Here is a 24,218-nt window from a genome sequence, read left to right on the forward strand (position 1 = left end):
AAGTCACTGTGTAAACTAAGGAACCGCCGTATACCGAACGGTACGTACGGTGGTGTGGGAGGTCGGCTACTCAACTAATGAGTAGCCTCCTACCCGATTAAATGGAAGATCCCCAAACTGATTTATAGTAGTCCCCGATGACAGGAATGCCTGAGACGCTAAACGAAGTTGTCGTTATCGTCCCTGGATGTAACCTCTATCTCTATGTTGTATGGACAATGTTACGCAGCCATTTCATTTATGAGTGACGTCCTAGGTGGTCAATTAGAGCATCTTTAAGAGAGCTTCGAATGTCTTGAAGATGCTTTTTACTTTTGGAATCTAAGCATTCCTAAGTGATAACTTTAATAATTCTTGCAAGGAAAATAACTATTTTTGCCGAATATTATATAACGGGAGTCCTTCCTTCACTCATAAGAGTCGCGTGAAAAGCGGCTTTTTTAATATAGCGTTCCAATTTAGTCAAGCAGGGACCAATATGGCTTTGCGGGATCAAGAAAATTTGATAGGGTAGAATTCGAGCTAAGAAGTTGGATGCTCATGCCCAGTCCATGTATGTAAGCAGGGGGTATTTAGATGAACGGTCAACCATTGAAGAAGTTATTCCAGACGAACAAATTATTTTCCAAAATATTGATGTACTTTCTTTCCTTATTGATTCCCATAGTAATCATTGGTCTGACCGTTTATTTCAATGTTAATCAAGTTGTAAAAAAGGATGCTTCGCAGAAACTGATGGATAACTTGAAGTTTTCTTCACAGACCGTTGATATTTATTTGCGCAGTGCGCAATTGAACAATAACAATTTATTTTCGAATCCAATTATCGAACAAAACGTTAAGCCATATATCCAGATGACCAACGAAGAAAAAGTGAATCTGCAATTAATTGTGAAAGCGCTTGCAGGTAATCGGAATGCGATCAGCTCTTTCATTGATCACATTTTTATGTACACAGATTCGGTGAAGATTTATACGAGCCAGGAGATGGCTGACTTCGATATGTTTTTCGATAAGTTTTACCGAATGGAAAGCTATGATAAAGAGTATTGGAAGCAAAAACTGAAAACGAGTGGATTATTTGAGTTGCTGCCCCCCACGAAAGTACAAAGCTACATCGAGAGCGATATTAGCCGGATGGTCATTCCGAGCGTCACTACGCAATATGTCAATGGCAGGTTAGTGACGATGGTGACGAGTCTTTCGCTTCCGGCAATTGCAGCTTCCCTGAAAAATAATGCTATTTTTCCATGTACAGCCTACCTCATTTTGGATAAAAAACATCAGGTAATTTTGAACGAGAGCGGCTTCAGTATGGAGATGATTGAGAAAATCAGCAAACGTTTTACTGAAGTCGAGAACACGGTATTCATGGAAGTCGGCGATGAGCAAGAATTGATCGTTCATATGCCTTCGGAAGCTTTTGGCTGGGACTATTATTCCATCACACCGACAAAAGCATTTGGTAAAGAGCCAGCAAGTATTTTGAGCCTTATATTTTGGATTTGTATCACGTTGATGATTATTGGCGTTTGTTTTTCTTTGATCTTCAGTATCAACTTGTACAATCCGATCAAAAACATCCGAAATATCCTCGTGCAAAGTGAAAAGGAAATTAATTTCACATATGAACAGAGAAGTAGGGATGAACTAAGTCTAATTGGCAGCCGAATTGATCAGTTGATTCAACAAAATCGAGACGCTGTGCTGAAAGTGAGCCTGTATTCCAATGGTCTGCTTGATCATTTTTTTGCCAGCTTATTTCGTGGTCAGCCCTGGGCACATCAGGAAACGCTGGATCAGGTCCTTAACGATATCGGATTTAAAGGTGACAGCTATTTGTGCTGCTGCTTTATGTTTCATTATAAGGAAAGGTTTTACCGGGATATAGAGGAAGCGGACCGACTGTTGATTCAGGAAAAAATGAAAAAGCTCCTATGGGGCATTATGCAGCAGCATGTGAATTGTTACTTGATGGAGTATGAGCACAATTTCTATGTTTGCATGGTTAATTTGAAGCAGGAAGCTGACAATCAACGGCTGGTTCTAGCACTCGATCATATTAAGAAAACCTTTGAGTACGATATGATTTACACAGAGTTGATTATCGGACTGGGCAAAACTTATTCCAAGGTTAGTGATATGGCTAAGTCCTACAGTGATGCGATTACAGCTATGGATCAGAGAAAAGATCATTCCGATATGGCGATTGCCGATGCAGTAGGATTGACCATAGAGCAAAATTATTTCTATTCATTCCTTGATGAAAAGAAAATAGTCAATGGCTTGAAGGCGGGTAATGTAGATGTCATTATAGCGGAAGTGGATAGTCTGATCCAGGCGAACAAGAGCCGTGGTGTATCGTATGCTTATCTTGGAGCTCTGCTTGTTGAATTATGGAATACCGGAATTCGTTACGTGAATGAACGGCAGCTTGATATCCATATTTTGCTTACTGAAGCGGAGTATGCGGTGCTAGCTAATAAAAATATAACACCCAACGAGTTTACGGATAGAGTCCATCGACTGATTAATTTTTATGAACGGATCGTTGCCGAAACCTTAACAAAGGGCGAGCGACGAACGGGTACGGTGACTTCGTTCATTACGACTTTTATTGAAAACAACTATGCCAAGGATATTTATTTGGAAAGCATCGCGAATGAAATCGGACTTTCGGCCAAGTATGTATCCCGATTGTTTAAGGAAACCACAGGGACGAGTATTACCGATTATATCAGTATAATCCGGATGGCTAAGGCTAAAGAGCTGCTGACCGAGACGGAACTGAAAATTAATGAAATCGCAGAGCGGATAGGGATGAACAGCAGGACTACCTTTCTGAGAATGTTTAAGAAGCATGAAGGCATTTCACCGGCTGATTATCGGCATATACACAGAAAAAAAGAATAAAATACTACCTTTTGTATCAGGGTAGAATAACGCATCATGGCCGCCCGAAGCGGAAAAACGTATCGTGGTGCGTTGTACCGGTTGTATTCAAACGAATAAGATAACGCTTACACTAGGGGGGCGTTAAGAGCAACATTACAATTTTACAAGGAGGAGAACGAATGAAATCAAAGGGGTATTTAGCCGCAGGCTGTTCTGTCGCTTTATTAGGTAGTCTCTTAGCTGGCTGCACAGGGGGGACACCAACAAAGAACGAAGGCGTAGGAAGCAAAGTAGTTGATACAGGAACCAAGGCAGCAGATGATACCAAAAAAGCTAATCCTTTAAACGTAACCTGGATGAGGTATGAACATCCGAGCCAACCGTTGGTAGCTAATTCGGTAGTCGTGCAGGAAATTCTGAAAAGAAAGAACATCAAGCTCGAAATTCAGAGCACACCGCAAAGCAATTACGATGATAAAAAGAAAACGTTGATCGCTACGAATACTCTTCCCGACGTGCTGCTAGTCAAACAGGATGATATTTCCAACTTTGCAGATACAGGCGTATTTCTGGATTTGACAAAGTACATGGATAAGATGCCTAACTTCAAAAAAATAATAGCGGATAATCCAGAAATTAATAAAAACAAGATAGACGGAAAACTGTACGGCTTTCCACTTACGCAAAGGTAGGAGCTTCACAATCAGGTCAAGTTCCTGTGATTCGAGTTGATTTGCTGAAAAAATTAAATTTGAAAACGCCTACCACCTTTGAAGAATTGTATCAGGTATTAAAAAAGCTTAAGGAAGCATACCCAGACACTTTTCCATATACAAGTCGCGCAGCCAATGGTCTGACGGGCACGGAAAATCTGATCAATCCAATTGCATTTGGTATGGGTAGCGGTTACACGAATGTAAGTGGAGCTAAAATATATTATGACCCTGCCTTGAAACAGTATAAATTTGGTCCCTTTATGCCGCAATTTAAAGATGCGCTGACCTATCTGAATAAGCTGTATAAAGAAAAACTTTTAGATCCCGACTACACAACAGCTACATCGCAAATTTGGCAGGAAAAATTAAGCTCCGGCAAATCGTTGTTTTACATGGACAATACCGGATTCGGTGTCACATTCAACAAAACACTACAGAAGAAGGACCCAGAGGCCCAATTTGATATGCTGCCGATACTGACAAGTGATAAGGGCGTGAAGCGTGGCCTTCTATATCAGCTTGACCATTTATCTGAATCGTATGTCATTAATGCAAATGTGAAAAATCCAGATAAAATCATTGAATTCATCGATTGGATTTACTCCGAGGAAGGAACTAAGTTGACTTCATGGGGGATTGAAAATGAGCATTATTCGATAGTTAACGGAATTCCAACTAGAAAAGAAGAGTTTTTCAGTAAGTATAAAGACAAAACCGATCCAAGTGCAGCCATGAGTTCGGAGCTTGGAACCGGTTATCTGGGGTGGGCCTTAAATGCGGACGATAGTTTAGGCATTCCGGGTCAAGATAAGTTAATGACGGAGTGGACCAATAAGAACCTAGCATATATTAAGGATGGTTCCGCATTCAGAATGTCGTATGACCCTGCATTTACCAAAGATGAACGTGAGAAATTGAAGCAGCTTCGAACACAGCTGGATGCATACCTGACACTAACGATGGATAAATTCATTATGACAGATGCTCTAACTAAAGATTGGGAATCTTTTATCCAGCAATGTAAAGAGAAGGGCGCAGAAGAAATTGAAAAAATTTACAATACGGCATTAGCCAGAGCTAAATAAGGATAGAGAGGGACCTGATCTGGTCGTGTGATGGATCGGTCCCTCCATTTTCTCCCAAAGGAGCGGGTTATTATATCGACAGTCATTAGCAACTCATCCATGTCGTCCAGCCCTTCGGTTAACAAGAAAACCAAATGGCATCATGTGAGAAAAAAACTGCGCAGAAGTCAATATTTGTACATGATGTTTGTGCTTCCTTTGGTTTATTTTCTTATTTTTCATTATGCTCCGATGTTCGGTAATTTGATGGCTTTTCAAGATTATTCAATTGTTAAAGGTGTATCTCATAGTCCGTGGGCAGGATTAAAATATTTTAAACAATTTTTATATGAGCCTTATTTCTGGAAGGTGCTGCGCAACACATTAACACTTAACTTGTATGCTTTGATTTTTTATTTTCCCGCTCCGATTGTTTTTGCGATCCTGTTGAACGAGCTTAGAAGCGGTAGATTCAAACGGATGATACAAACGGTAACGTATGTCCCTCATTTTTTGTCTACAGTCGTTGTAGCCGGTATGATCGTCAATTTCCTATCAATTTCCGGACTGTTTAATCAGCTAATCGTCCATCTGGGTGGAGAAGCTCAAACATTCTTATCCTTACCCGAATGGTTTCGAACCATCTATATCAGCTCCGAGATTTGGCAGGGTATGGGTTGGAATTCGATAATTTATTTAGCTGCTTTAACCTCGATTGACCCTGGATTGTATGAAGCAGCAACGATTGACGGTGCTAATAGATGGCATAAAATTCGCTATATCACGCTACCAGGATTAGCTACGGTGACGACCATTCTTTTGCTCTTAACGATTGGACACATGCTTTCCGTTGGATTCGAGAAAATTATTTTGCTCTACAGCGGTCCTACTTACGAAACAGCGGATGTCCTGCAAACTTATGTGTATCGCCGTGGACTCATTGATGCTGATTTCAGCTTTGCCGCAGCTGTTGGTGTTTTTCAATCCGTCATCTCGCTTATCTTAATTGTTGCAGCGAACCAGGCTGCCAAAAAGATACAAGGTGCCAGTTTATTCTAAGGAGGACAAACTCGGGATGAGAGGGAGCAAGATAAGTCCTTTTGACATTTTAAATGTGCTGCTCATGTTGATATTGATTTTTGTTACGATTTATCCCTTGTATTATATGGCTATTGTATCCGTGAGCTCAGGAGTTGCAGTGCAAAGCGGGGAAGTTTTTCTTTTCCCCATTGAGTTTACGGTGAAAGCCTACGCGATCGTCATGGATGACCATGCTATTCTTCGCTCATACATGAATACGCTGCTGTATACCTCACTCGGTGTGTGTGTGAATTTATTGATGACCACACTATGTGCGTATCCGCTCTCGAAAAAATATCTTTACGGGAGATCCTTGTTTGCATTTTTCATTGTATTTACGATGTTTTTCGATGGCGGTTTAATTCCAAGATATACCGTTGTCCATTCACTTGGCATGGTGAACACGATCTGGGCGCTACTCATCCCGACGGCGATCAATGTGTTTAACATGATTCTGATGCGGACTTTTTTCGAGGAAATACCGGAAGCGCTCTATGAGTCAGCGACAATGGATGGTGCGGGTGAGATCAGGGTTCTATGGAGGATCGTTCTTCCGTTATCGCTGCCAGTGATGGCGACGATGTTCATTTTTTATGCGGTAGCGCATTGGAATAGCTTTTTCCCGGCTTTGATTTATTTAAATGATAAAAAATTGTTCCCGCTTCAAATTCTTGTGCGCAATATCGTGATTCAAGGTGAGCTTGCTTCACAGGCTACGGAAACAGGCTCTACCGAAGGGATAACTATGATGGCTCAAAATATCAAATATGCCGTCGTTTTTGTCGTTATTTTACCGATTCTACTCGTTTATCCGTTCGTTCAAAAATATTTTATCCAGGGCGCTATGCTTGGTGCCGTAAAAGGATAGTGACTAATTTCTAGGGAGCTGTTTATATGACAAAAGATTCTAAGGTTCATCTTATAGGTAATGCCCATCTTGACCCGGTTTGGTTATGGCAATGGCAGGAGGGTTATGCAGAAATCAAGGCAACGTTTCGATCTGCTTTGGATCGTTTGAACGAATTTCCCGAGTTTGTGTTTACCTGCGCTTGCGCTGCTTATTATCAATGGGTGGAGGAAAATGCGCCCGAGATATTCGCCGAAATCCGTGAGCGGATTGCCGAAGGTCGCTGGGTCGTGACAGGGGGTTGGTGGATCCAACCGGATTGCAACTTGCCTTCAGGAGAATCATTTGCTCGTCAAAGCTTATATGGGCAGCGTTATTTTCTGGAGAAATTCGGAATCATGGCCACAGTTGGCTACAATGTCGATTCGTTCGGCCATCATGGGATGATGCCGCAAATTTTAAAGCGGAGTGGGATGGACTATTACTTGTTTATGCGACCGGAAGAGCACGAAAAGCATTTGGATAGTGATTTATTTTGGTGGGAGTCAGAGGATGGCAGCCGAGTGATGACATTTCGTTTATCAGACAGCTACGCTAATTTCACCAGACACGGCAAGGATGCCAAAATTCTGAAGCATCAGCGGCTTGCTAAAGAAAAAGGTCACGACTATATGTCGTTTTACGGAGTGGGCAATCATGGTGGTGGTCCGACTGTGGCTAATCTGCAGCTGATCGATGAAATTCGTGAGGAGCATGGACGGGATCAAATTATTCTAAGCTCACCCAATCAATATTTTTCAGATGTGGTGAAAGAAAATCCTACGATCCCTGTGGTAAAGGATGAAATGCAGAGACATGCGATCGGCTGTTACTCCGCCCATTCCGAGTCTAAAGCAAACAATCGTCGTGTCGAGCATCGGCTGCTTAGCGCAGAGAAATTCTCATCCTTGGCTAATTTGTGGTTAGGACTTCCATATCCAATGGCGCCGCTTCAGTTAGCATGGGAGAACGTTATGTTTAATCAGTTTCATGACATCATGGGAGGTTGCAGCATCAAGGAAGCTTTTGATGATGTGAGAGAATTTCATGGTGAAGCGTTGGCTATTGGAGCGAGGTCACTGAATGCAGCTTTGCAAAAAATATCGTGGGCGATCGACACGATGAAACCCGAGGTCAAGTCGTTGAGCAAGGATAAGGATTGGCAATCCTGGGAGCAGGATGATTTGGGAGCACCCATCGTTATCTTTAATCCTCTATCTTGGGAGGTCGAGACGCACGTTAAAGTGAATAAGAAACTGAAAAGTATTACAGACGAAGCTGGCACATCGACAGCGATCCAGATTGTACGTGCGTCACGAACAAATGCTAAGGATGACAAGTGGGACTCGTTAATCACGGCTCGTGTTCCGGCGTTTGGGTATCGTGTTTACTGGACCTACCGCGATAAGGACATCCCTGCTGAACCATTGGCCGGTGAGGTTCATGCGGCGGACAATATGCTGGAAAATGCTAAGATTCGTGTGCAATTGGATGCTCACACTGGGTATATCAGCAGCATTTTCGATAAAACGACGAATTCAGAGCTGTTAAACGGTAAAGGCGCCGTTCCGATTGTAATCGACGAGCATCACAGTGATACCTGGGGGCATGCTTTGGTGCAATATCGGATTGAAATAGGCCGCTTTGGTGATGCGCAAATAAAAATACTGGAGCAGGGTCCGCTTCGCGCCACAATTCGTGTGACGAGTTATTATAACAGCTCGGTACTTCGTCAGGACTTTAGCCTAAGCGAGCATTCGTCTGATGTACAGGTTCGTGTAAAGCTGGATTGGAGAGAAAAGCACAAGATGTTGAAGCTTTCTTTTCCCATACATGTCGATCAACCGCAGTCCGTCTCCGAAATTCCGTATGGCTTTATCGAGCGCCCTACGAACGGCAACGAAGTGCCGGGACAGCAGTGGGTGGATGTATACGGGATCGTACCGGGTCTTGCCTCCGGAGAAGATCAGCAGTTCAGAGGGATGGCCTTGCTGAATGATGCCAAATATGGCTATGACGTACTAGGAAGCGAAATCAGAATGACAGTTGTACGCAGTCCCATCTATGCGGATCATTTTGGTGTACGTGATGATCAGGTTGAATTCATGGATCAAGGTGTGCAGGAATTTGCTTACACGCTAACGCCTCACTCTGGCAGTTGGAAGGATGGCAGATTAGTCCAAAAGGCTAATGAGCTCAACGTTCCACCACTGCTAATATGGGAGACTTATCATGAAGGAACGCTGCCGCAATACGGCGAAGGTATTGTGATTTCTGCCGCTTCTGTAGTGGCAACAGCGTTTAAACGAGCAGAGGATGGGAACGGATGGATCGTTCGCTGTTACGAAACATTAGGGCAAGATACTCAATGTGAGTTTAAGCTGCAGGCGCTGCAGCGCGAATGGCGTACAACGTTCGGGAAATGCGAGATTAAGACATTTTTTATTCCAGACGATTCCGCTATAGCGGTTGGCGAGGTTAATTTCGTTGAAATAGCTGATCCGAAATAAGTGTAGTCAAGTAACTGAAATACAAGTAATGATATGACTTTAAGATGTAAAGGAGCCAATCGATGAAGGCTGTACTTGAAGTGATGTGTGACAAGTATCCGGAGTTGGTCGAATGTCTGCCTGATATTGAGAAAGCTGCTTCAATTCTCAAGCTCACGTTCCATGAAGGAGGTAAGCTGCTGCTGTGTGGTAATGGAGGGAGCGCTTCCGATAGCGAACATATGGTAGGAGAATTAATGAAAGGTTTTCGATCCAAGCGAATACTATCGGACGATGCAAGAAACTCATTTCTTAAGCAATTTCCAGATGGTGGAGATTTCCTTGCCGATCATTTGCAGGGAGCATTGCCAGCTATTTCTTTAGTAAGTCATTCGGCACTTATCACTGCTTTTGCCAACGATGTTTCAGCGGAGATGATTTTTGCCCAGCAGGTTTACGGCTACGGAAAGCCGGGTGATACGCTGCTAGGAATCAGTACCTCAGGCAATTCCGCCAACGTTGCACGTGCGATTCAGGTCGCCAAAGTGCAAGGTCTCCACACGATCGGACTTACAGGTGAACATGGCGGTCAAATGGTTGAACTTTGCGATGTAACCATTCGTGTCCCATGGGAATTGACTTCGGATATTCAAGAACGGCATTTGCCGATTTATCATGCCCTGTGCATCATTTTGGAGGAGGAATTCTTTCCATGATGAGTATGCTGGCCGGGATTGATATTGGAGGTACCAAGTGTGCAGTTAGCTTGGGTGTGATGGAAGGAGATCAAATTGAAATAATAGGCAAGCGCCGCTTTGAGACCTTGACGGAACCGATGGATAATGTCGCACGTTTGTTAAATGAACTGGAAGAGCTGTTGGCTGAAGCTGCCCAAGCAGGCCACGGACAGCTCACAGCCATAGGTATCAGCTGCGGTGGTCCGTTGGATTGCAGGGCTGGACTCATTCTGTCACCACCGAATTTACCGAACTGGTCCTGTGTCGATATCGTCAGCCCATTTCGCGAGTACTTCGCCGTTCCCGTCGGCTTACAGAATGATGCCAACGCTTGTGCATTGGCAGAATGGAAATGGGGGGCCGGTCAGGGTAGTCGTAATATGATCTTTCTGACCTTCGGCACCGGAATGGGAGCCGGGTTGATCCTGGATGGCAGGCTATATTCAGGAGCATCCGACATGGCTGGAGAAGTAGGACATATTCGTCTGGAGCCGATAGGTCCTGTCGGTTATGGGAAAGCGGGCTCCTTTGAGGGCTTTTGCAGTGGTGGCGGTATTGCTGATCTTGGGCGAATAACGGCGGAACGTATGTTTGCGGAAGGGAAGACACCTTCATTTTGCATGGAGCCTAAAGCGATTTCTACCATTACAGCCGAACGGATCGGTGAGGCGGCGAAACGGGGAGAAGCGGATGCCATTGCTATTTTTCAAACTGTTGCCTGTAAACTAGGTAAGGGCTTGGCTCTGCTTGTAGATATTCTGAACCCCGATTGTATCGTGATCGGCAGTATTTATGGCAGACAGCAGGCCTTGTTGGAACCGTTGATGCTGGCGGAGCTGCGACGCGAAGCGCTGCCTCATGCCTTATCGGTTTGTAGGATAGTTCCTGCTGGGCTTCAAGAGCGGGTCGGCGACTATGCCGGTTTATCGGTAGCGCTAAACCAGTTAACTATAAAAGTAAGCTGAAAAATCAATATTTGACTAAACGTAACCATTGAAAGGAGTGGATTTGGGATGAGTACCACCATGTCGAGCGGTGTATGGCCAACTATGCTCACGCTATTTACAGATAATAATCAATTGGATGAGCCTAATTTGGAGCGGTTGGTGGATTGGTATATCGAGCGGGGTGTACACGGTTTATTTGCGATGTGTAACTCCAGTGAGATGTTCAAGCTGAGCTTGGGGGAAAGAGTGCAGGCAATTCAGATCGTCGTGAGGCAGGCCGCAGGCCGAGTGCCAGTTATTGCTTCGGGCCATATCTCAGATCGGATCGAGGATCAGATTGAGGAGATTAAGCAGATATGGGATACTGGTATCGAAGCTTTCGTCATGCTGAGCAATCGGTTAGCAGAAGAACACGAATCTGATGAAGTGTGGAAGACCAATGCTGGGCGTATCCTAAATGCAGTGCCTGATGTTAAATTCGGGATTTATGAATGCCCATATCCCTATAAAAGACTGATGAATTCGGATTTGCTGCAATGGTGCGTATCGACCGGACGTTTTTTATTCCTTAAAGATACTTGCTGCGATATCGATGAAATAAGGCTTAGGCTGGAGGTTCTGAAGGAATCCGGGTTAAAGCTTTTCAATGCCAATTCAGCGACACTACTCGAATCTCTGAAGCTCGGAGCCGCCGGCTATAGCGGTATAATGGCCAACCATCATCCAGATTTATTTGTATGGTTAATAGAGAATTGGAACACGCGACCGGAGGAAGCAGATCACCTTCAAGACTATCTCGGTCTATCCTCGGCCATCGAGGGACATTACTATCCAGTAGATGCCAAATATAACATTCAACTTTCGGGTGTTCCTCTCACACTTACTACACGTGTCAAAGATGGAACAGGTCTTCAGCCGCACCAGCGTTTACTAGTGGAACAGTTAAAGCGTTATTCAGATCGATTGTTGGCTGAACTGAAAAGTTAAAGGTTAACCTTATACGCTGCTCTATCTGATGAAGGACTCGTTTATTGCGAGTCCTTTTTATGTGTGCCTCACAGTGGCGAGGATAACAAGTATGCTGTTTCTGGGGCTCAGCCCTACCAAGTATTCTTGGAGCTGCTGAACAAAATCTGGGCAGAAGAAAAAACATCGCCATGAAAAAGGATCATTTTTTGTCTGTAGAATGGCTTTTAACGGTTTTTTCGTTGTTTTCTGTCACATCATACTTAAAAATCATTGCTTCACAGAAAAAAATTTCATTGGTCTATGGGGCTAATGAATGTTGTTTTTAGTTCAGTGGTCCTCTTAAACTGTAAGAGTGCAGTTATTTTCGATTGTAATCGTTTTTTAGTAGGGAAATCTTGCAAATCTACAGGTATTCCGATTTTTTATTGTCCTAATTTGAGATAAGGTGAATGAAAAAATGTATTTTCGCATGAATAGTAGCTGCTGGATAAATCGCGATATTTAAAAATGTACAATTGCAGGTTTTCTTCAACGATAGTCCCTGCATCGCATTTCGCGAAAGCTAGTTCGTGTTTGCCTTCCGCGCCGGTCATTAGAAAAAACCAGCCCCTTACGCAGAGTAATTACGGTGTGAAGCCTTCATCCAGTACAGCAGGCAGCATTTTTACTGCAAGGCTTCCTGTTATATTGGCGAACCGTCCCCTATCGAGCAGACGAAGCTGGTCTACGAATCACTATTGAAAATAGAGTTTGACAACATTAAGAGATCCCAGACCGTTCATCTCTACAAGGGGATAATGGAAGAGCCGGCACGCTTTCGAGCCTTCGATCTATCCGCGTGGCCGTCCTTGATCGAACAAGGCGACGAGGCAGAACTGCGTCAGCGAATTTATCATTTGTTTGCGGCCTTCAAGTTTGAAGGCGGCAATGCAGAGTCACTTCTGATCTACTATCACAGCATTCTGCAAACGATCTACTCAGTGTTACATAAACGTGGGAAATATGTACAGGAAGTATTCGCGGAGACGGAAGCACTCGAGATGGCATTGATCCCCAAGACGATCCGACAGATGGAAGAATGGGCCGTTCGGGTAACCGGGGTGGTTAGTCGTTATGTGAAGACGGATGAAGACTCTATCGTAAGAAGGGTAAAGGACTACATTCACGCGCATCTGGATGATCGCATTGAGCGTAGGGAACTCGCAGAATTGGTGCACTTGAACCCCGCTTATTTATCGAGACTGTTCAAGAAGGAGACGGGCGAGTCTTTAACGGAATATATTTTAATCCAGAAGATGAAGCTGTCCCAGCAGCTTCTCCGCGGCAGCAGCAAGCCCATCAGCGAAATTGCGCAGGTGGCGGGATATAGCAACTTGTCCTACTTTTCGAAAGCTTTCAAAAAAATGTTCAACGTCAGCCCGATGACCTATCGCAAGGGGAGCCTTTAAACCTACGGTGACCTAATGACAACCCCTTGCTCAAAACGCGACCACTAATAGGGCCGCGTTTTAGTGTTCATGAACCTACCTTGGCTCCATGAGAAAGCGAGAACAGCACAGATTGCTCTCTATCTATTCTCAAACCTGTTATGGTGAATGTTTTGAAATCCACTCCCTCCATGTTAGCCCCTCTTACATCAGCCCCCTGCAACTTCGCTTTTGCCAGTAACGCCATAGTCAGATCACAATCTCTTAAATCGGCTTTTTCTAAATCAGCTCCTGACAAGTCTGCTTCATGAAATTTAACCTGGCGTAAGTCTTGTCTAACTAATCGGATATGTCTCAAATTTGTATATGACCAGTCGCCTTGAAAAATAGTGACTCCATCCATATTTGAGCCAGAAAAATCAGAACCCATCATTTTGCATTGCTCAAATTTCGAGACAAACAAATTAGCTCCGTTAAAAACACAATTTTCAAAAGCAGATTCTTTATGAATGGAGCTATTTAATAATGCTCCGCGAAAATCACACTCAATGAAACGGCAGTTGCTGGTTGTAATCTCCTCAAGTGATCCGTTAGCAAACGAGCAACGATTAAATGTACAACTAATTAGCTCACCACACCTTAAATCTTGAGTGCCAAAGTTAACGCCTGAATAGTTTTGATTGATATGCTGAAACATTGAATGCCTCCTATGTATGTTTGGTACGTGTGAATGGCTCCTTTATTAATATAGCAAAGGCTGTCAAGTACCCTTCTGATCACAATTAAAAGTCAAGCGGTATTTTTCTTATATAGTTGGGTTCTGATTACGTTGAATTCCTAAAACGAACATATTCGGATTTAATGACATTTGTTCGCTAAAATGCGGAAATGTTACGCGATTTACGATTTACGATCCTTGAAAGCGGGTGATAATCTAGGGGTGAGAGAGCGAGGGAGGATTTTGAATGAGAACTTTCACAAGAAACAGCGCTTTACTGCTTATGACATTACCCGGTTTGCTTCTATTGATTGCGTTCCATTACTTGCCCATTGGAGGCATACTGATCGCGTTCAAAAATTTCCGTTATTCGGGGGGAAGCTTCTTAACGAACTTCCAAAATAGCCCGTGGGTCGGCTTCAAAAATTTCGAGTTTTTTTTGAAAGCGCCGGATGCATTCCTCATTACACGCAATACCGTCGTCTATAACTTGATATTTATTGCATTGGGTTCTCTAATTGCCCTATTTCTTGCAATCGCATTAAACGAGTTAAGAAATCGACGATTAGCGAAGGTGTATCAGACCACGATCTTGCTGCCCTATTTTCTATCCTGGATTGCGGTCAGCTACCTGTTCTATGGATTCCTTAGCGTCGATAAAGGGATCATCAATCAATTGATTTTGCAGCCGCTTGGTGTGGATCCCGTGCAGTGGTACAGCGAAACTAAATATTGGCCTTATATCCTTATTTTTACGAATATATGGAAATATGCAGGTTATAATTGCATCGTTTACTTGGCCTCGATTACGGGGATAGCTCACGAATACTACGAAGCTGCTGCACTTGATGGCGCGTCCAAATGGCAACAAATTCGTCATATTACGATTCCATCCATCTCTACAGTCATAACTTTACTCGTGCTGTTAGGAATCGGTCGAATGTTTTTTGCAGATTTTGGTTTGTTCTATCAAGTTCCTATGAATTCCGGTGCCCTGTATGATGTCACCAATGTTATCGACACTTACGTGTTTCGGGCATTGATGAATAGTGGTGATATCGGAATGTCTTCAGCCGCAAGTACGTTCCAAGCGTTCGTAGGATTTATTTTCGTTCTTTTATCGAACTATGTGGTTCGAAAAATAGATAAAGATAAAGCAATTCTCTAAGGAGGGAGATGGATGAAATCTGCATTAAAAGTCAATTCGATATCGGCTCCAGCCAACTTGATCATTCACGTGTTGTTTATCTTAATGGGTTTGAGTTGTTTGGTACCGCTGCTCCTGGTAGTAGCAGTTTCCGTAACCGCCGAACAATCCGTTGTTATGGACGGATACAGGTTTTGGCCTCATCAATTTTCATTGGAGGCTTACAAGTATCTTTTGCAGGAAGGTAAAACCATCATTCAGGCTTATGGCGTAACAATCTTCGTAACCGTTGTTGGAACGATATTGAGCCTGCTCGTCATCTCGTCCTTTGCTTATCCATTGTCGAGAAAGGATTTTGCCTATCGCAAGCTATTTACCTTCCTGGTTGTCTTTACGTTGTTATTCTCAGGCGGCATGGTCTCTTGGTATATGGTGACGACGCAAATTTTTCTGCTCAAAAATAATGTGTGGGCTTTGATCGTTCCGTATTTATTTAATGGATGGTATGTAATGATTATGAGAACGTATTTCATGACATCAATACCTGACGGCATTGTTGAATCAGCGAAAATTGATGGAGCTGGTGAATATCGAATCTTCTTTTCTATCGTGTTACGACTGTCCTTGCCTGGTCTAGCGACGATCGGTCTGTTCAGCGCTATTGTGTATTGGAACGATTGGTGGCTGCCCCTTATGTTAATTCAAGACGACAAGATATTGAATATTCAATATTTGTTATATAAAGCGCAAAGCACAGCGGACTTCTTATCCTCCGTGAGTGGACAGAATTATGGGACCGTTATGCAAATTAAGCCACCCTCGCTGACCGTTCGAATGGCGCTTGCCGTGGTAGGAATAGGGCCAATTGTGCTCGCTTATCCGTTTTTCCAAAAGTATTTTGTCCAGGGCTTGACAGTAGGCGCAATTAAAGGCTAATTCCAATCATATTGGTTAGCATAGATACTCACAAATTGGGAGGTAATCAAGATGTTAAAGGGGAAAAAGCAGATGCAAGGATTGTCAGTAGCGATGTTGTCACTGTCCATCGTATTAGCAGGCTGCAGCAGCAACAGCAATCAGGCAAGTGGTACCACTACGCCAAGTTCAAATCCAAGTTCAAGTGTCAAACCGACTCAAAGTGAGTTACCGCCGTATCAAATCGATTGGTATATCATTGGATCAGGACCTCAAGCGGATAATGAGTTGGTAGAAGCGGAAATCAATAAGATTACTCAACCGGCAATCAATGCTACTGTCAAAATGCATATTATTTCCTTCGGGGATTATGACAGCAAGATGACCGCGTCGCTGGCAACCGGCGAGAAAGTAGATCTCATGTTTACCTCCAATGGGAATATGAATTATAATACGATGGTGGGGAAAGGGGCATTCGTCGATCTTACAGATAAGCTCGATAAATTAGCACCTGATGCGAAGAAGCTGTTGTCGGAAGGGTTCTTGCAAGCCAGCGCGATTAAAGGGCGCAATTACACGTTGGCAGCTTATAAGGAAAAAGGCTCCTGGCTCGGCATTATAGCTAGTAAAAATTTGATGGATAAGTATAAAATCGATATTTCTCAGATAAAAAGCATAGAAGATATGGAACCAGCTCTAAAAATCATCAAGGAGAATGAACCGTCCATTACGCCATTGCTAGCTACTGCCTTGTTATCCCGAGCTCCTAATTATAATAACCGGGAATTTTGGAATGTATCGCCCATTCAATCGCTTTTTATGAAAAAGGACGGAAGCGCTTATGCACTGGAATTGGATGAGCCGGCATACATGAGTACGTTAAAAACGATGAACAAATATTACAAGGCGGGATACATTCCGGCAGACGCGCCTGTTAAGAAAATTAATAATGATGACAAAGCTAAATCTGCCTTTATGCTCACTCAATTGAAACCGTATGTCGATGTTCAAGTGGGGAATTCACTCGGAATACCGATGGTGTATCAGAACTTTGGCAAGCCAATTACAACAACCAACGATTTGGTCGGCTCTATGATGGCAATTCCTACGAATTCCAAAAATCCCGACCGTGTATTGATGTTTTATAATATGATGTATGCTAATGAGAAGCTGATCAATTTGGTAGGGCGGGGAATTGAAGGCAAGCATTATGTCAAAAAAGGCGAAAAGCGGATCGACTACGCACCAGATACGGATAATGGGAAAAAGTCAGGATACAAGCCCAATACGACTTGGGCGTATGGTAACCAATTCCAGACCTATTTGATGCCTGGCGAACCGGACGATATATGGGCGCAATTCAAGAAATTCAATGACGAATCAGAAATTGTTCCGGATTTGGGCTTTAACTTTGACAGTTCGACTTTAACGTCAGAGGTCGCAGCCATCAAAAACGCGGAAAGCGAATTCAGGCCGATCTTGGAAACCGGTTCGGTTGATCCGGAAGTCTATGTGCCCAAATTCAAGGAAAAGCTGAAAGCGGCAGGCATCGATAAAGTGCTTCAGGAAATGAATAAGCAATATGAGAGCTGGAAGGCTTCAGGTAAAAAATAAATAGGGTTTGACAGGAGGAGAAGTAATGAAAGTTCCGTCTCGCATGCTGGAAAGTCGTTACTTCTCCAGCCTGTTCGTTTATTTATCGACTTTAATGGCGGTCGTTGTGCTCGCTGTAACTTTTATTTTGTATCTCCAGTTTGTGAAGATCGAGCAAAGAAAAATTTATACGTTTTCCGAGGAATCGTTGTCGCAGATTAGCTCGGCGGCGGATTCTGTGCTGGAGAACGCCAAAATGGCCATAGCCCAAATTCTGCTCGATAAGGATATGTCCAAAATTTTTTATCCAGCAGCTACGGATCCTGTCGACATGAAAAACATCACGGATAGGCTCAATCTGATTGCCTCGATGCCGTTCCTCCATTCCGTCTATCTGTACAATGGCAAGCTGGATGTTTATTATATCAGCAACTACGGTTTGCAAAAAAAATCTAATGTCGATGATCAGGAAATTGTGGATATTATCAAGGATTTTAAACCGGATATGAATTTGAAACCGATTACACGTACCATCAAAAGACAATCCAACTTCGTCGGAATCGAATACAATGTGTATACCTTTATTTATTATGAAGCAACGGGCTCAGAAGAAGGAAGCGCTATCGTCTTGAATGTCTCTGATTCCTGGATGAAGAAGGTCATTGAAGGCATGGACAAGAACCGCAATGGAAGCATCATCATGATGGACTCGCAGGGAGTTATGTTCAGCAGTATCTATAAGGATCGTATGCTAAGCACATTATCGGATCAGGAATTTGTGCAGGATATTTTGCATTCCAAGGAAAAATCCGGGCATTTCATCGGGAAAGTAGATGGCGTCAAGTCTTTAATCACGTTTGCCTCATCGGATTCCCTTGATTGGAAATTCGTTCGATATACGCCTTACGAAGTTGTCGTTAAGGATGTCAATGCGATGAGAACAAGAACGCTGGTAATTTGCCTGCTGCTAATCGTCGTGGGCTTTGCATTGTCTTATTTATCTTCCAAGAGATTGAACCGCCCCATGGCCGCTATGCTGAAGAGGGTGGGGATACAAGATCAAGCCTTAAGAGAAAATTCATACAAATTGAAGCAGGATTTCTTGCGACAATGGATGTTATCGGATGGCCAGGGCTCTCAGCCTATCCTGATGAAGCAACTGGAACATTTCGAGATTAGTCTGGATACCCATAGTCCCATTGTGATACTCCTTTTGAAGATCGATCACTTCAAGGAATTTTCCTTGCAGTATAGCTTCAAGGACAGAGGCTTGTTTCGTTTCGGGGTTATGAATATTGCTTCAGAGATTCTATCTAGCTATATTTCCTGCGAAGCGGTGGATCTAGGGGATGATCATGTGGTCTTCATGATGAATGAAATTAGAGGCGTAGATGTTGATAAACTGGTTCAGGACATTCAACAGGCGATCAAAAAACATCTTAAAATATCTGTGACGGCTGCTGTGAGTCGACCCGGTTTAGATATTTGGGATTGCCGTCAATGTTATGCGGATGCTCTTGAGGCCTCTCAATTCCGGGTCTTTTACGGTTGGGGCTCGCTAATTCACGCGGAGCTCACGGCTGAAAGAAACTGTCGAACGTTCCGCTACCCGATCCAACAGGAGGAACAGCTGACGGATGCTTTGATGTCAGGCCGGATGGAAGAGGTGAAGAGGCTTTGTTCTGTGATTCTGGAGTCGACGGACGGGTATGCGTACAAAGATCTTCAACTGACGGTATTCCGCTTGTTTTTTGCCATTAATATGGTCGTAGATACGCTCGAAAAGGCTTCTGGATACGGATTCTCTATCAATTTTGGGGAAGTGTTTGCACAGTTATCTGAATTAGAGCGGCTCTCGGATATTCAGAATCAATTTCTAGAATTGTTCCAACGTATTGAGGAGAAGTTGGGTGAGCGCAAAAACACAAGATATGATGAACTGATGCGGAGAATACGCGGTATCATTGAATTGCAGTATATGAAAGATGATTTAAGTATTGATAGTATCGCGGATATTCTGAATATGTCTTCCGTTTATTTGGGCAGGTTGATCAAGAAATATACATCCAAGACCATTAACGACTACATTATAGAAGTCAGGATCGAGAAATCAATGGAACTGTTAGCCGCTTCGAATAAGACGATTACGGAAATATCCAAGGATGCGGGCTTTGCCAGTATGAGCTATTTTGGCAGAGTGTTCAAAAAAGTCCATGGGATCACGCCAAACGAATATAGACAGAAAATGAGGGAAACGTCCTAGATGAACGGAAAAAGAATAAACACTAAATAGGCCTCAAGAGAAGTTCATGTCAAGGAATTAGTGCGGCAACTGAGCAGTAAGAACAATAACCGCAGCATGAAAAAAACAGATAAACAGCGCATGGTTTCTCATTTGAGGAGCATGCGCTGTTTTGGTTTTGCTTCAGGAAGCTGTTGCGTGGATCTCTCATATCCGATATGTTTTGCGGAACACGGAAGGGCTCAAGCTATAAGTATTTGAGAACACTCGGCTCAGATAAAATCCGTTTTGATATCCGCATAGCTGCGCGATCTCCTCTAAAGTAAGCTCGGTATTGAGCAGTAGATGACTTGCTTTGCGCATTCGAATAGCCGTTAAATACACAATAGGTGTAACTCCCATAGCTGCTTGAAAACGCCTAGAAAACTGTGATTGGCTTAGAGATGCCTGCTCAGCCAGCAGCATTAAGGAAAGCGGCTCGTAGGCATGCTTCTGGATATGAAGAACGGCAGTACGAATAATGGGGTCTGTCGTCGTGATATGGAAGGTTTTATCTCGGGTCTCTGCGGCATACACGTATAAAATGTCCATCAGCAAATGCTGCTTATAGGCGAACTGCTCATGAATATTCGAGTCAGATAATTCGCGTATGCATGCAAAAGTCGAAGAATAGCGATCGATTCGATGAAAGGAAATTTTCCCGAAAGGCACATCTGGACCTGGCTGTATAACTCGTCCCTCATTATCACACCAACTGAATTCGATAAATAGAAAAGAAAGACTCCCCACTGCTTTGCGATATAGGGTCATTCCAGGGGGACAGAGGATGAGCTCTCCGAATTTCGCACGTCCCTCATCTTCGTCTATCCGATAATCAAAACTGCCATCATCGGCAGTCAATATGACCCAATTACTGTAGGTATCCTCTGTCAACATAAATGAACGTTTGATCGAAGTGCTGTACCAGCGTATTAATTTCACATTGAAAGAATGCTCCAGCACAGTTGTCTCCTCCTCAAGATTCCACACAAAAAAGGATATGGAAAGTGAATATTTCATGCATGGAATACGGGTTATTCAAGTAGTAATATTATACCAAGGAATGAATAAAAACTATATAGAGGATGTGTTTCAAATGAAAATCACGAAATTTCTTACCTCTGAACAAGTAAAGGATTATAACGAGAATGGCTACCTTGTTCTGCGTAACGTATTTACCGCTCAGGAAGCCGCTGTTTGGCGACAAGAAAGTGAAAGGCTGCTTAGCTTGGAAGAATACCTGGATCCGAACAATTTGCGCGTTGGTTACCGCAAGGTCGAAGAACGTTTAATCATCGAGAAGATTGATCCTGTACAGGACCTTTCGGCCGTGTTTCATGATTTAGTGAACGATGAACGCATTTTGGCTCCGCTACGTGATATTTATATGGATGAGCCGATACTTTTCAAAGACAAGCTTATTTATAAGCTACCCGGTGTTTCGGGATATTCAATGCACCAAGATGCCGCCTGGTGGCAAGGATTTCCGATAGAAGGTCTGATTTCAGTCATGGTTGCCGTAGACGGCGCATCCACAGAAAACGGGGGATTGGAGCTATTCCCAGGCTATCATGAACGACTCCGTTCAACGGAAGGGGAGCTGCGCAATATGAACGCGAAGGAGATTGCTGAAATAGATTCGTCTAAAGGGCAAATCGTAGAGACGGAACCTGGCGATGTCATCCTATTCCATTCCTTCACTCCACATCAAAGCGGATCTAATACGGCAAACGTAAGTCGCCGCCAATTATATTTGACGTATTCGCCAGCGAAAAACGGACAGCTTTACCATGCTCACTACCAGCACTATTGCCGATATGTCATCGCAGCAAGAATCGAGCACGGGATGACGGAGATGTATTTTAAATAAGGAATAATGGCAATACTGACTGCCCCCTTTGCGCGAATCAGCACAATGCGGGGGCTTTTTATGTTGAGGACTTTCTTCTATATGTGCATGACTCACCTAATTAAGTATTGACTTGTTCATCAGAATCGTTGTACTTTGTACCAATGAGAGGGGGATACGTACATGAGAAAAAAGTGGAGAAATCGCCTTGTATTCGCCTATCTGCCCGTTTTCATGTTGGTTATTGTTGTATTGCTCTGGATATTCTTCCTTACCATGAGTGAGTTGTCCAAGCAGCAGGCGCTGAAAGCGAATGAGATCTACGCAGAAAACACCATGCAGTATATCGATTCCAAGCTGCGAACGGTTGAACAATATATCGTTCAAACATTTCTCGATGACCAGTCTGTCATCGATTTTTACAGTATTGCGCCATTATCTCAGAACCGCTATCTGAACGACCGAGATGTTTACAAGAAATTGATTCTGCTGCGAGACAGCTTCAGTGAGATCGATTCGGTTTATTTGTATCGTACCCGTGACCAAATTGTTTTAAGTGATACGTCGATGATAGGGCTCGATCAATTCTCCAACAGCCCTTACTTAAAAACGTTAATAGCCGCTCCACCCGCCACTCGCTGGAGCATAGGTCGTGAGTATGTCGACTATTCCGGTCTAACAACGCCGGTGGTTTCTTTAGTCATGCGAATGCCATTGCCGCTGGGAACGGAGGGAGTGCTGGTTGCATATCAGATTGGATACGCTCTCTAAGCTCGTCAACAATGTTTCCCGTTCTAAATTCAGTTATCTCCACCTTCTAGATGCCCATGGGGAATATATTATTGGGGAGGACGCGATAGACGGTAAAGCTGGCTTGAGTCGGGAAGATTTTACGGTAATGAAATCAGAGTACACAGGTTGGACGATCCGCAGCGGATTTGTGGACGGTGTCGTCTTTCGGTTTCTATCGAACGTTAATGCGTTCTGGATGGTGATCGGTATTATCACCGTTCTTGCTGGTGCCGTTTGGATTGTTTATGTAAGCCGGCAAAATTACAAACCGATTCAATCACTTCTAGATCGGCTCTCATCCGTTCCCCTGCAGAAGCCCCATATCCTGGGGCAAGTGAAGCATGATGAATTCAAAATTATTGATAATCTGCTCGATCATCTGCTGGAGCAATTTGGCAAGTATCGGCTGGAAAATGATGAGAATTTCAGCTACCGTCGGCGGTATTTGTTCGAAGAACTGCTGACGGGCACCCAACTCCAGCCGGATGAGGGCTGGGACAAGGAGTTATCGCGTTTCGGATTTCAAAAGACGTATGATCAATATAGAGTAGCTATTCTCGAGATCGACAGGTACTCGAATTTTACGGCCACTTACACGAATAAGGATCAATATTTAATTAAGTTCATCATTGATAACGTTGTTCAAGAACTGAATCAGCATGCAGGCATCCTGATCTGCCTCGAATGGATCGAAAAACATCGCTTATGCGTCGTTTGTCAACTCCCGAATGAGCTTGCAGCCAGTGATCCGTTCCGAGAGATCATGCGTAAAACGGCGGAGTGGGTCCAAACGAATGTCGCCATTACGATCACCTGTGGACTTGGAACGAAAGTGTCAGGCCTCCAACGGGTATCCAGCTCCTATGAAGAAGCCTTGGAAGCACTCAGCTATAAGACTACATTCGGTGTCAGCAGCGTAATAGAGTTCAAGGATATCAATAACAAATCTGGCGAGGACATATTTCGGTCGCTTCCTTCTATTCGTGAATTGGTCCATTTCTTTAGGATCGGTGATGCAGAATGGGAACGCCATTATCAATCATTATTTGCAGAAATTCGCATCCAGTTGTTTTCACGCGAACAAGTCGTTAACTTAATGAATTATTTATTATTTCACTTCTACAAGGAAATGTCAGGGTTGTCCCCTGAATATATGGAATGCTGGCGAGAATATGCGCTCAATCCAATTAACGAGTGGATGGCGACTTTTGACACCGTAGATGAATTGGAAAAAGAACTGCACGTTATTCTGGTGGATGCTTGCCGGAGGCTGGATATCCTGCGCGCACAGCGAAACCAGCACGATCTGATCGATCAAGTGAAAGCGTATATTGAAAACGAGTATAACAATCCTGACTTCTCCCTAGTTATGCTAAGTGAGAAATTTAAGTTGACACCGAATTATTTAAGCCGTTTATTTAAAGAGGAGTTTGGTGAGAAGTTTATTGATTATTTGGCTGAGCTGCGGATCGAACAGGCCAAACATTTATTGGTCACGACGCCTTCCGCGATCCAGGAAATCGCAGTAAAGGTTGGATATACGCATACCTTCTCATTCATCCGTGTCTTCAAGAAGCTAGTCGGCCGGACGCCTGGCGATTACCGCAAAGAGTTTCAGCAAGCTTAACCAGGAAATGACGAAAAACGATCGATTCAGGGATAAATCAACAGAGTCCCTGAAGGAGTCGTTTTTTATTTATATAAAAGCGTATA

At 43.5% G+C, this 24,218-nt stretch carries 19 protein-coding genes; 17 read left to right on the top strand and 2 right to left on the bottom strand.

Features of this window, described 5'->3' with window-relative positions; translation table 11 throughout:
• The first annotated feature begins 576 nt into the window (after positions 1-576).
• From FU659_RS22085 to FU659_RS22130, 10 genes are all read left to right on the top strand, one after another.
• Positions 577-2,913: a helix-turn-helix domain-containing protein gene (locus FU659_RS22085; protein ID WP_147949531.1), complete on the top strand. Its 2,337-nt coding sequence runs from the start codon at positions 577-579 to the stop codon at positions 2,911-2,913.
• Positions 2,914-3,074: 161 nt separating this feature from the next.
• A complete protein-coding gene (locus tag FU659_RS22090; protein ID WP_147949532.1) occupies positions 3,075-3,587 on the top strand; it encodes an extracellular solute-binding protein in 513 nt (170 codons plus the stop codon).
• Positions 3,588-3,613: 26 nt separating this feature from the next.
• Positions 3,614-4,696: an extracellular solute-binding protein gene (locus tag FU659_RS22095; RefSeq protein ID WP_147949533.1), complete on the top strand. Its 1,083-nt coding sequence runs from the start codon at positions 3,614-3,616 to the stop codon at positions 4,694-4,696.
• Positions 4,697-4,795: 99 nt separating this feature from the next.
• Positions 4,796-5,734 carry an ABC transporter permease gene (locus FU659_RS22100; protein ID WP_147949534.1) on the top strand — a complete coding sequence of 313 codons (939 nt, stop codon included), beginning with the start codon at positions 4,796-4,798 and terminating at the stop codon, positions 5,732-5,734.
• Between the two features lie 16 nt (positions 5,735-5,750).
• Positions 5,751-6,623: a carbohydrate ABC transporter permease gene (locus FU659_RS22105; protein WP_147949535.1), complete on the top strand. Its 873-nt coding sequence runs from the start codon at positions 5,751-5,753 to the stop codon at positions 6,621-6,623.
• 26 nt (positions 6,624-6,649) lie between these two features.
• The gene (locus FU659_RS22110; RefSeq protein WP_147949536.1) at positions 6,650-9,151 is read left to right on the top strand and encodes an alpha-mannosidase; all 2,502 of its coding nucleotides are present in this window, start codon (positions 6,650-6,652) and stop codon (positions 9,149-9,151) included.
• Positions 9,152-9,213: 62 nt separating this feature from the next.
• A complete protein-coding gene (locus FU659_RS22115) occupies positions 9,214-9,846 on the top strand; it encodes a D-sedoheptulose-7-phosphate isomerase (RefSeq protein WP_147949537.1) in 633 nt (210 codons plus the stop codon).
• A complete protein-coding gene (locus FU659_RS22120) occupies positions 9,843-10,832 on the top strand; it encodes an ROK family protein (RefSeq protein ID WP_261807967.1) in 990 nt (329 codons plus the stop codon). Before FU659_RS22115 ends, FU659_RS22120 begins: the two co-directional genes overlap by 4 nt.
• 48 nt (positions 10,833-10,880) lie before the next feature.
• On the top strand, positions 10,881-11,801 hold the full coding sequence (locus FU659_RS22125) for a dihydrodipicolinate synthase family protein (protein WP_147949538.1): 921 nt from the start codon (positions 10,881-10,883) through the stop codon (positions 11,799-11,801).
• Between the two features lie 719 nt (positions 11,802-12,520).
• On the top strand, positions 12,521-13,231 hold the full coding sequence (locus tag FU659_RS22130; RefSeq protein WP_187274306.1) for a helix-turn-helix domain-containing protein: 711 nt from the start codon (positions 12,521-12,523) through the stop codon (positions 13,229-13,231).
• Between the two features lie 67 nt (positions 13,232-13,298).
• On the opposite strand, the gene FU659_RS22135 is transcribed toward FU659_RS22130, so the two are convergent.
• Positions 13,299-13,907, bottom strand: a complete 609-nt coding sequence (locus FU659_RS22135) for a pentapeptide repeat-containing protein (RefSeq protein ID WP_147949540.1) — start codon at positions 13,905-13,907, stop codon at positions 13,299-13,301.
• Between the two features lie 268 nt (positions 13,908-14,175).
• On the opposite strand from FU659_RS22135, the gene FU659_RS22140 reads away from it, so the two are divergent.
• The 4 genes from FU659_RS22140 to FU659_RS22155 are packed head-to-tail and all read left to right on the top strand — an operon-like array spanning position 14,176 to position 19,846.
• Entirely contained in the window at positions 14,176-15,096 is a 921-nt protein-coding gene (locus FU659_RS22140; protein WP_147949541.1) for an ABC transporter permease, read from the top strand.
• Between the two features lie 12 nt (positions 15,097-15,108).
• A complete protein-coding gene (locus tag FU659_RS22145) occupies positions 15,109-16,011 on the top strand; it encodes a carbohydrate ABC transporter permease (protein WP_147949542.1) in 903 nt (300 codons plus the stop codon).
• A 51-nt stretch (positions 16,012-16,062) separates the two neighbouring features.
• A complete protein-coding gene (locus tag FU659_RS22150) occupies positions 16,063-17,604 on the top strand; it encodes an ABC transporter substrate-binding protein (RefSeq protein WP_147949543.1) in 1,542 nt (513 codons plus the stop codon).
• A gap of 25 nt (positions 17,605-17,629) precedes the next feature.
• Positions 17,630-19,846: a helix-turn-helix domain-containing protein gene (locus tag FU659_RS22155; protein ID WP_147949544.1), complete on the top strand. Its 2,217-nt coding sequence runs from the start codon at positions 17,630-17,632 to the stop codon at positions 19,844-19,846.
• Positions 19,847-20,032: 186 nt separating this feature from the next.
• Here FU659_RS22155 and FU659_RS22160 read toward each other — a convergent pair whose 3' ends face one another.
• Positions 20,033-20,827 (bottom strand): AraC family transcriptional regulator, encoded by a 795-nt coding sequence (locus tag FU659_RS22160; RefSeq protein ID WP_187274307.1) that lies wholly within the window; start codon positions 20,825-20,827, stop codon positions 20,033-20,035.
• A 133-nt stretch (positions 20,828-20,960) separates the two neighbouring features.
• On the opposite strand from FU659_RS22160, the gene FU659_RS22165 reads away from it, so the two are divergent.
• The 3 genes from FU659_RS22165 to FU659_RS22175 all read left to right on the top strand — a co-directional run bounded on the left by FU659_RS22165 (position 20,961) and on the right by FU659_RS22175 (position 24,132).
• Complete coding sequence (locus tag FU659_RS22165) at positions 20,961-21,734, top strand: phytanoyl-CoA dioxygenase family protein (RefSeq protein WP_187274308.1); 774 nt, start codon at positions 20,961-20,963, stop codon at positions 21,732-21,734.
• A 162-nt stretch (positions 21,735-21,896) separates the two neighbouring features.
• Complete coding sequence (locus FU659_RS22170; protein ID WP_147949547.1) at positions 21,897-22,484, top strand: cache domain-containing protein; 588 nt, start codon at positions 21,897-21,899, stop codon at positions 22,482-22,484.
• Positions 22,456-24,132 carry a helix-turn-helix domain-containing protein gene (locus FU659_RS22175; RefSeq protein ID WP_147949548.1) on the top strand — a complete coding sequence of 559 codons (1,677 nt, stop codon included), beginning with the start codon at positions 22,456-22,458 and terminating at the stop codon, positions 24,130-24,132. The genes FU659_RS22170 and FU659_RS22175 overlap by 29 nt, the downstream gene beginning before the upstream one ends.
• The last annotated feature ends 86 nt before the right edge of the window (positions 24,133-24,218 follow it).

This window comes from Paenibacillus sp. N3.4, from assembly GCF_008017805.1.
Classification (GTDB): domain Bacteria; phylum Bacillota; class Bacilli; order Paenibacillales; family NBRC-103111; genus Paenibacillus_E.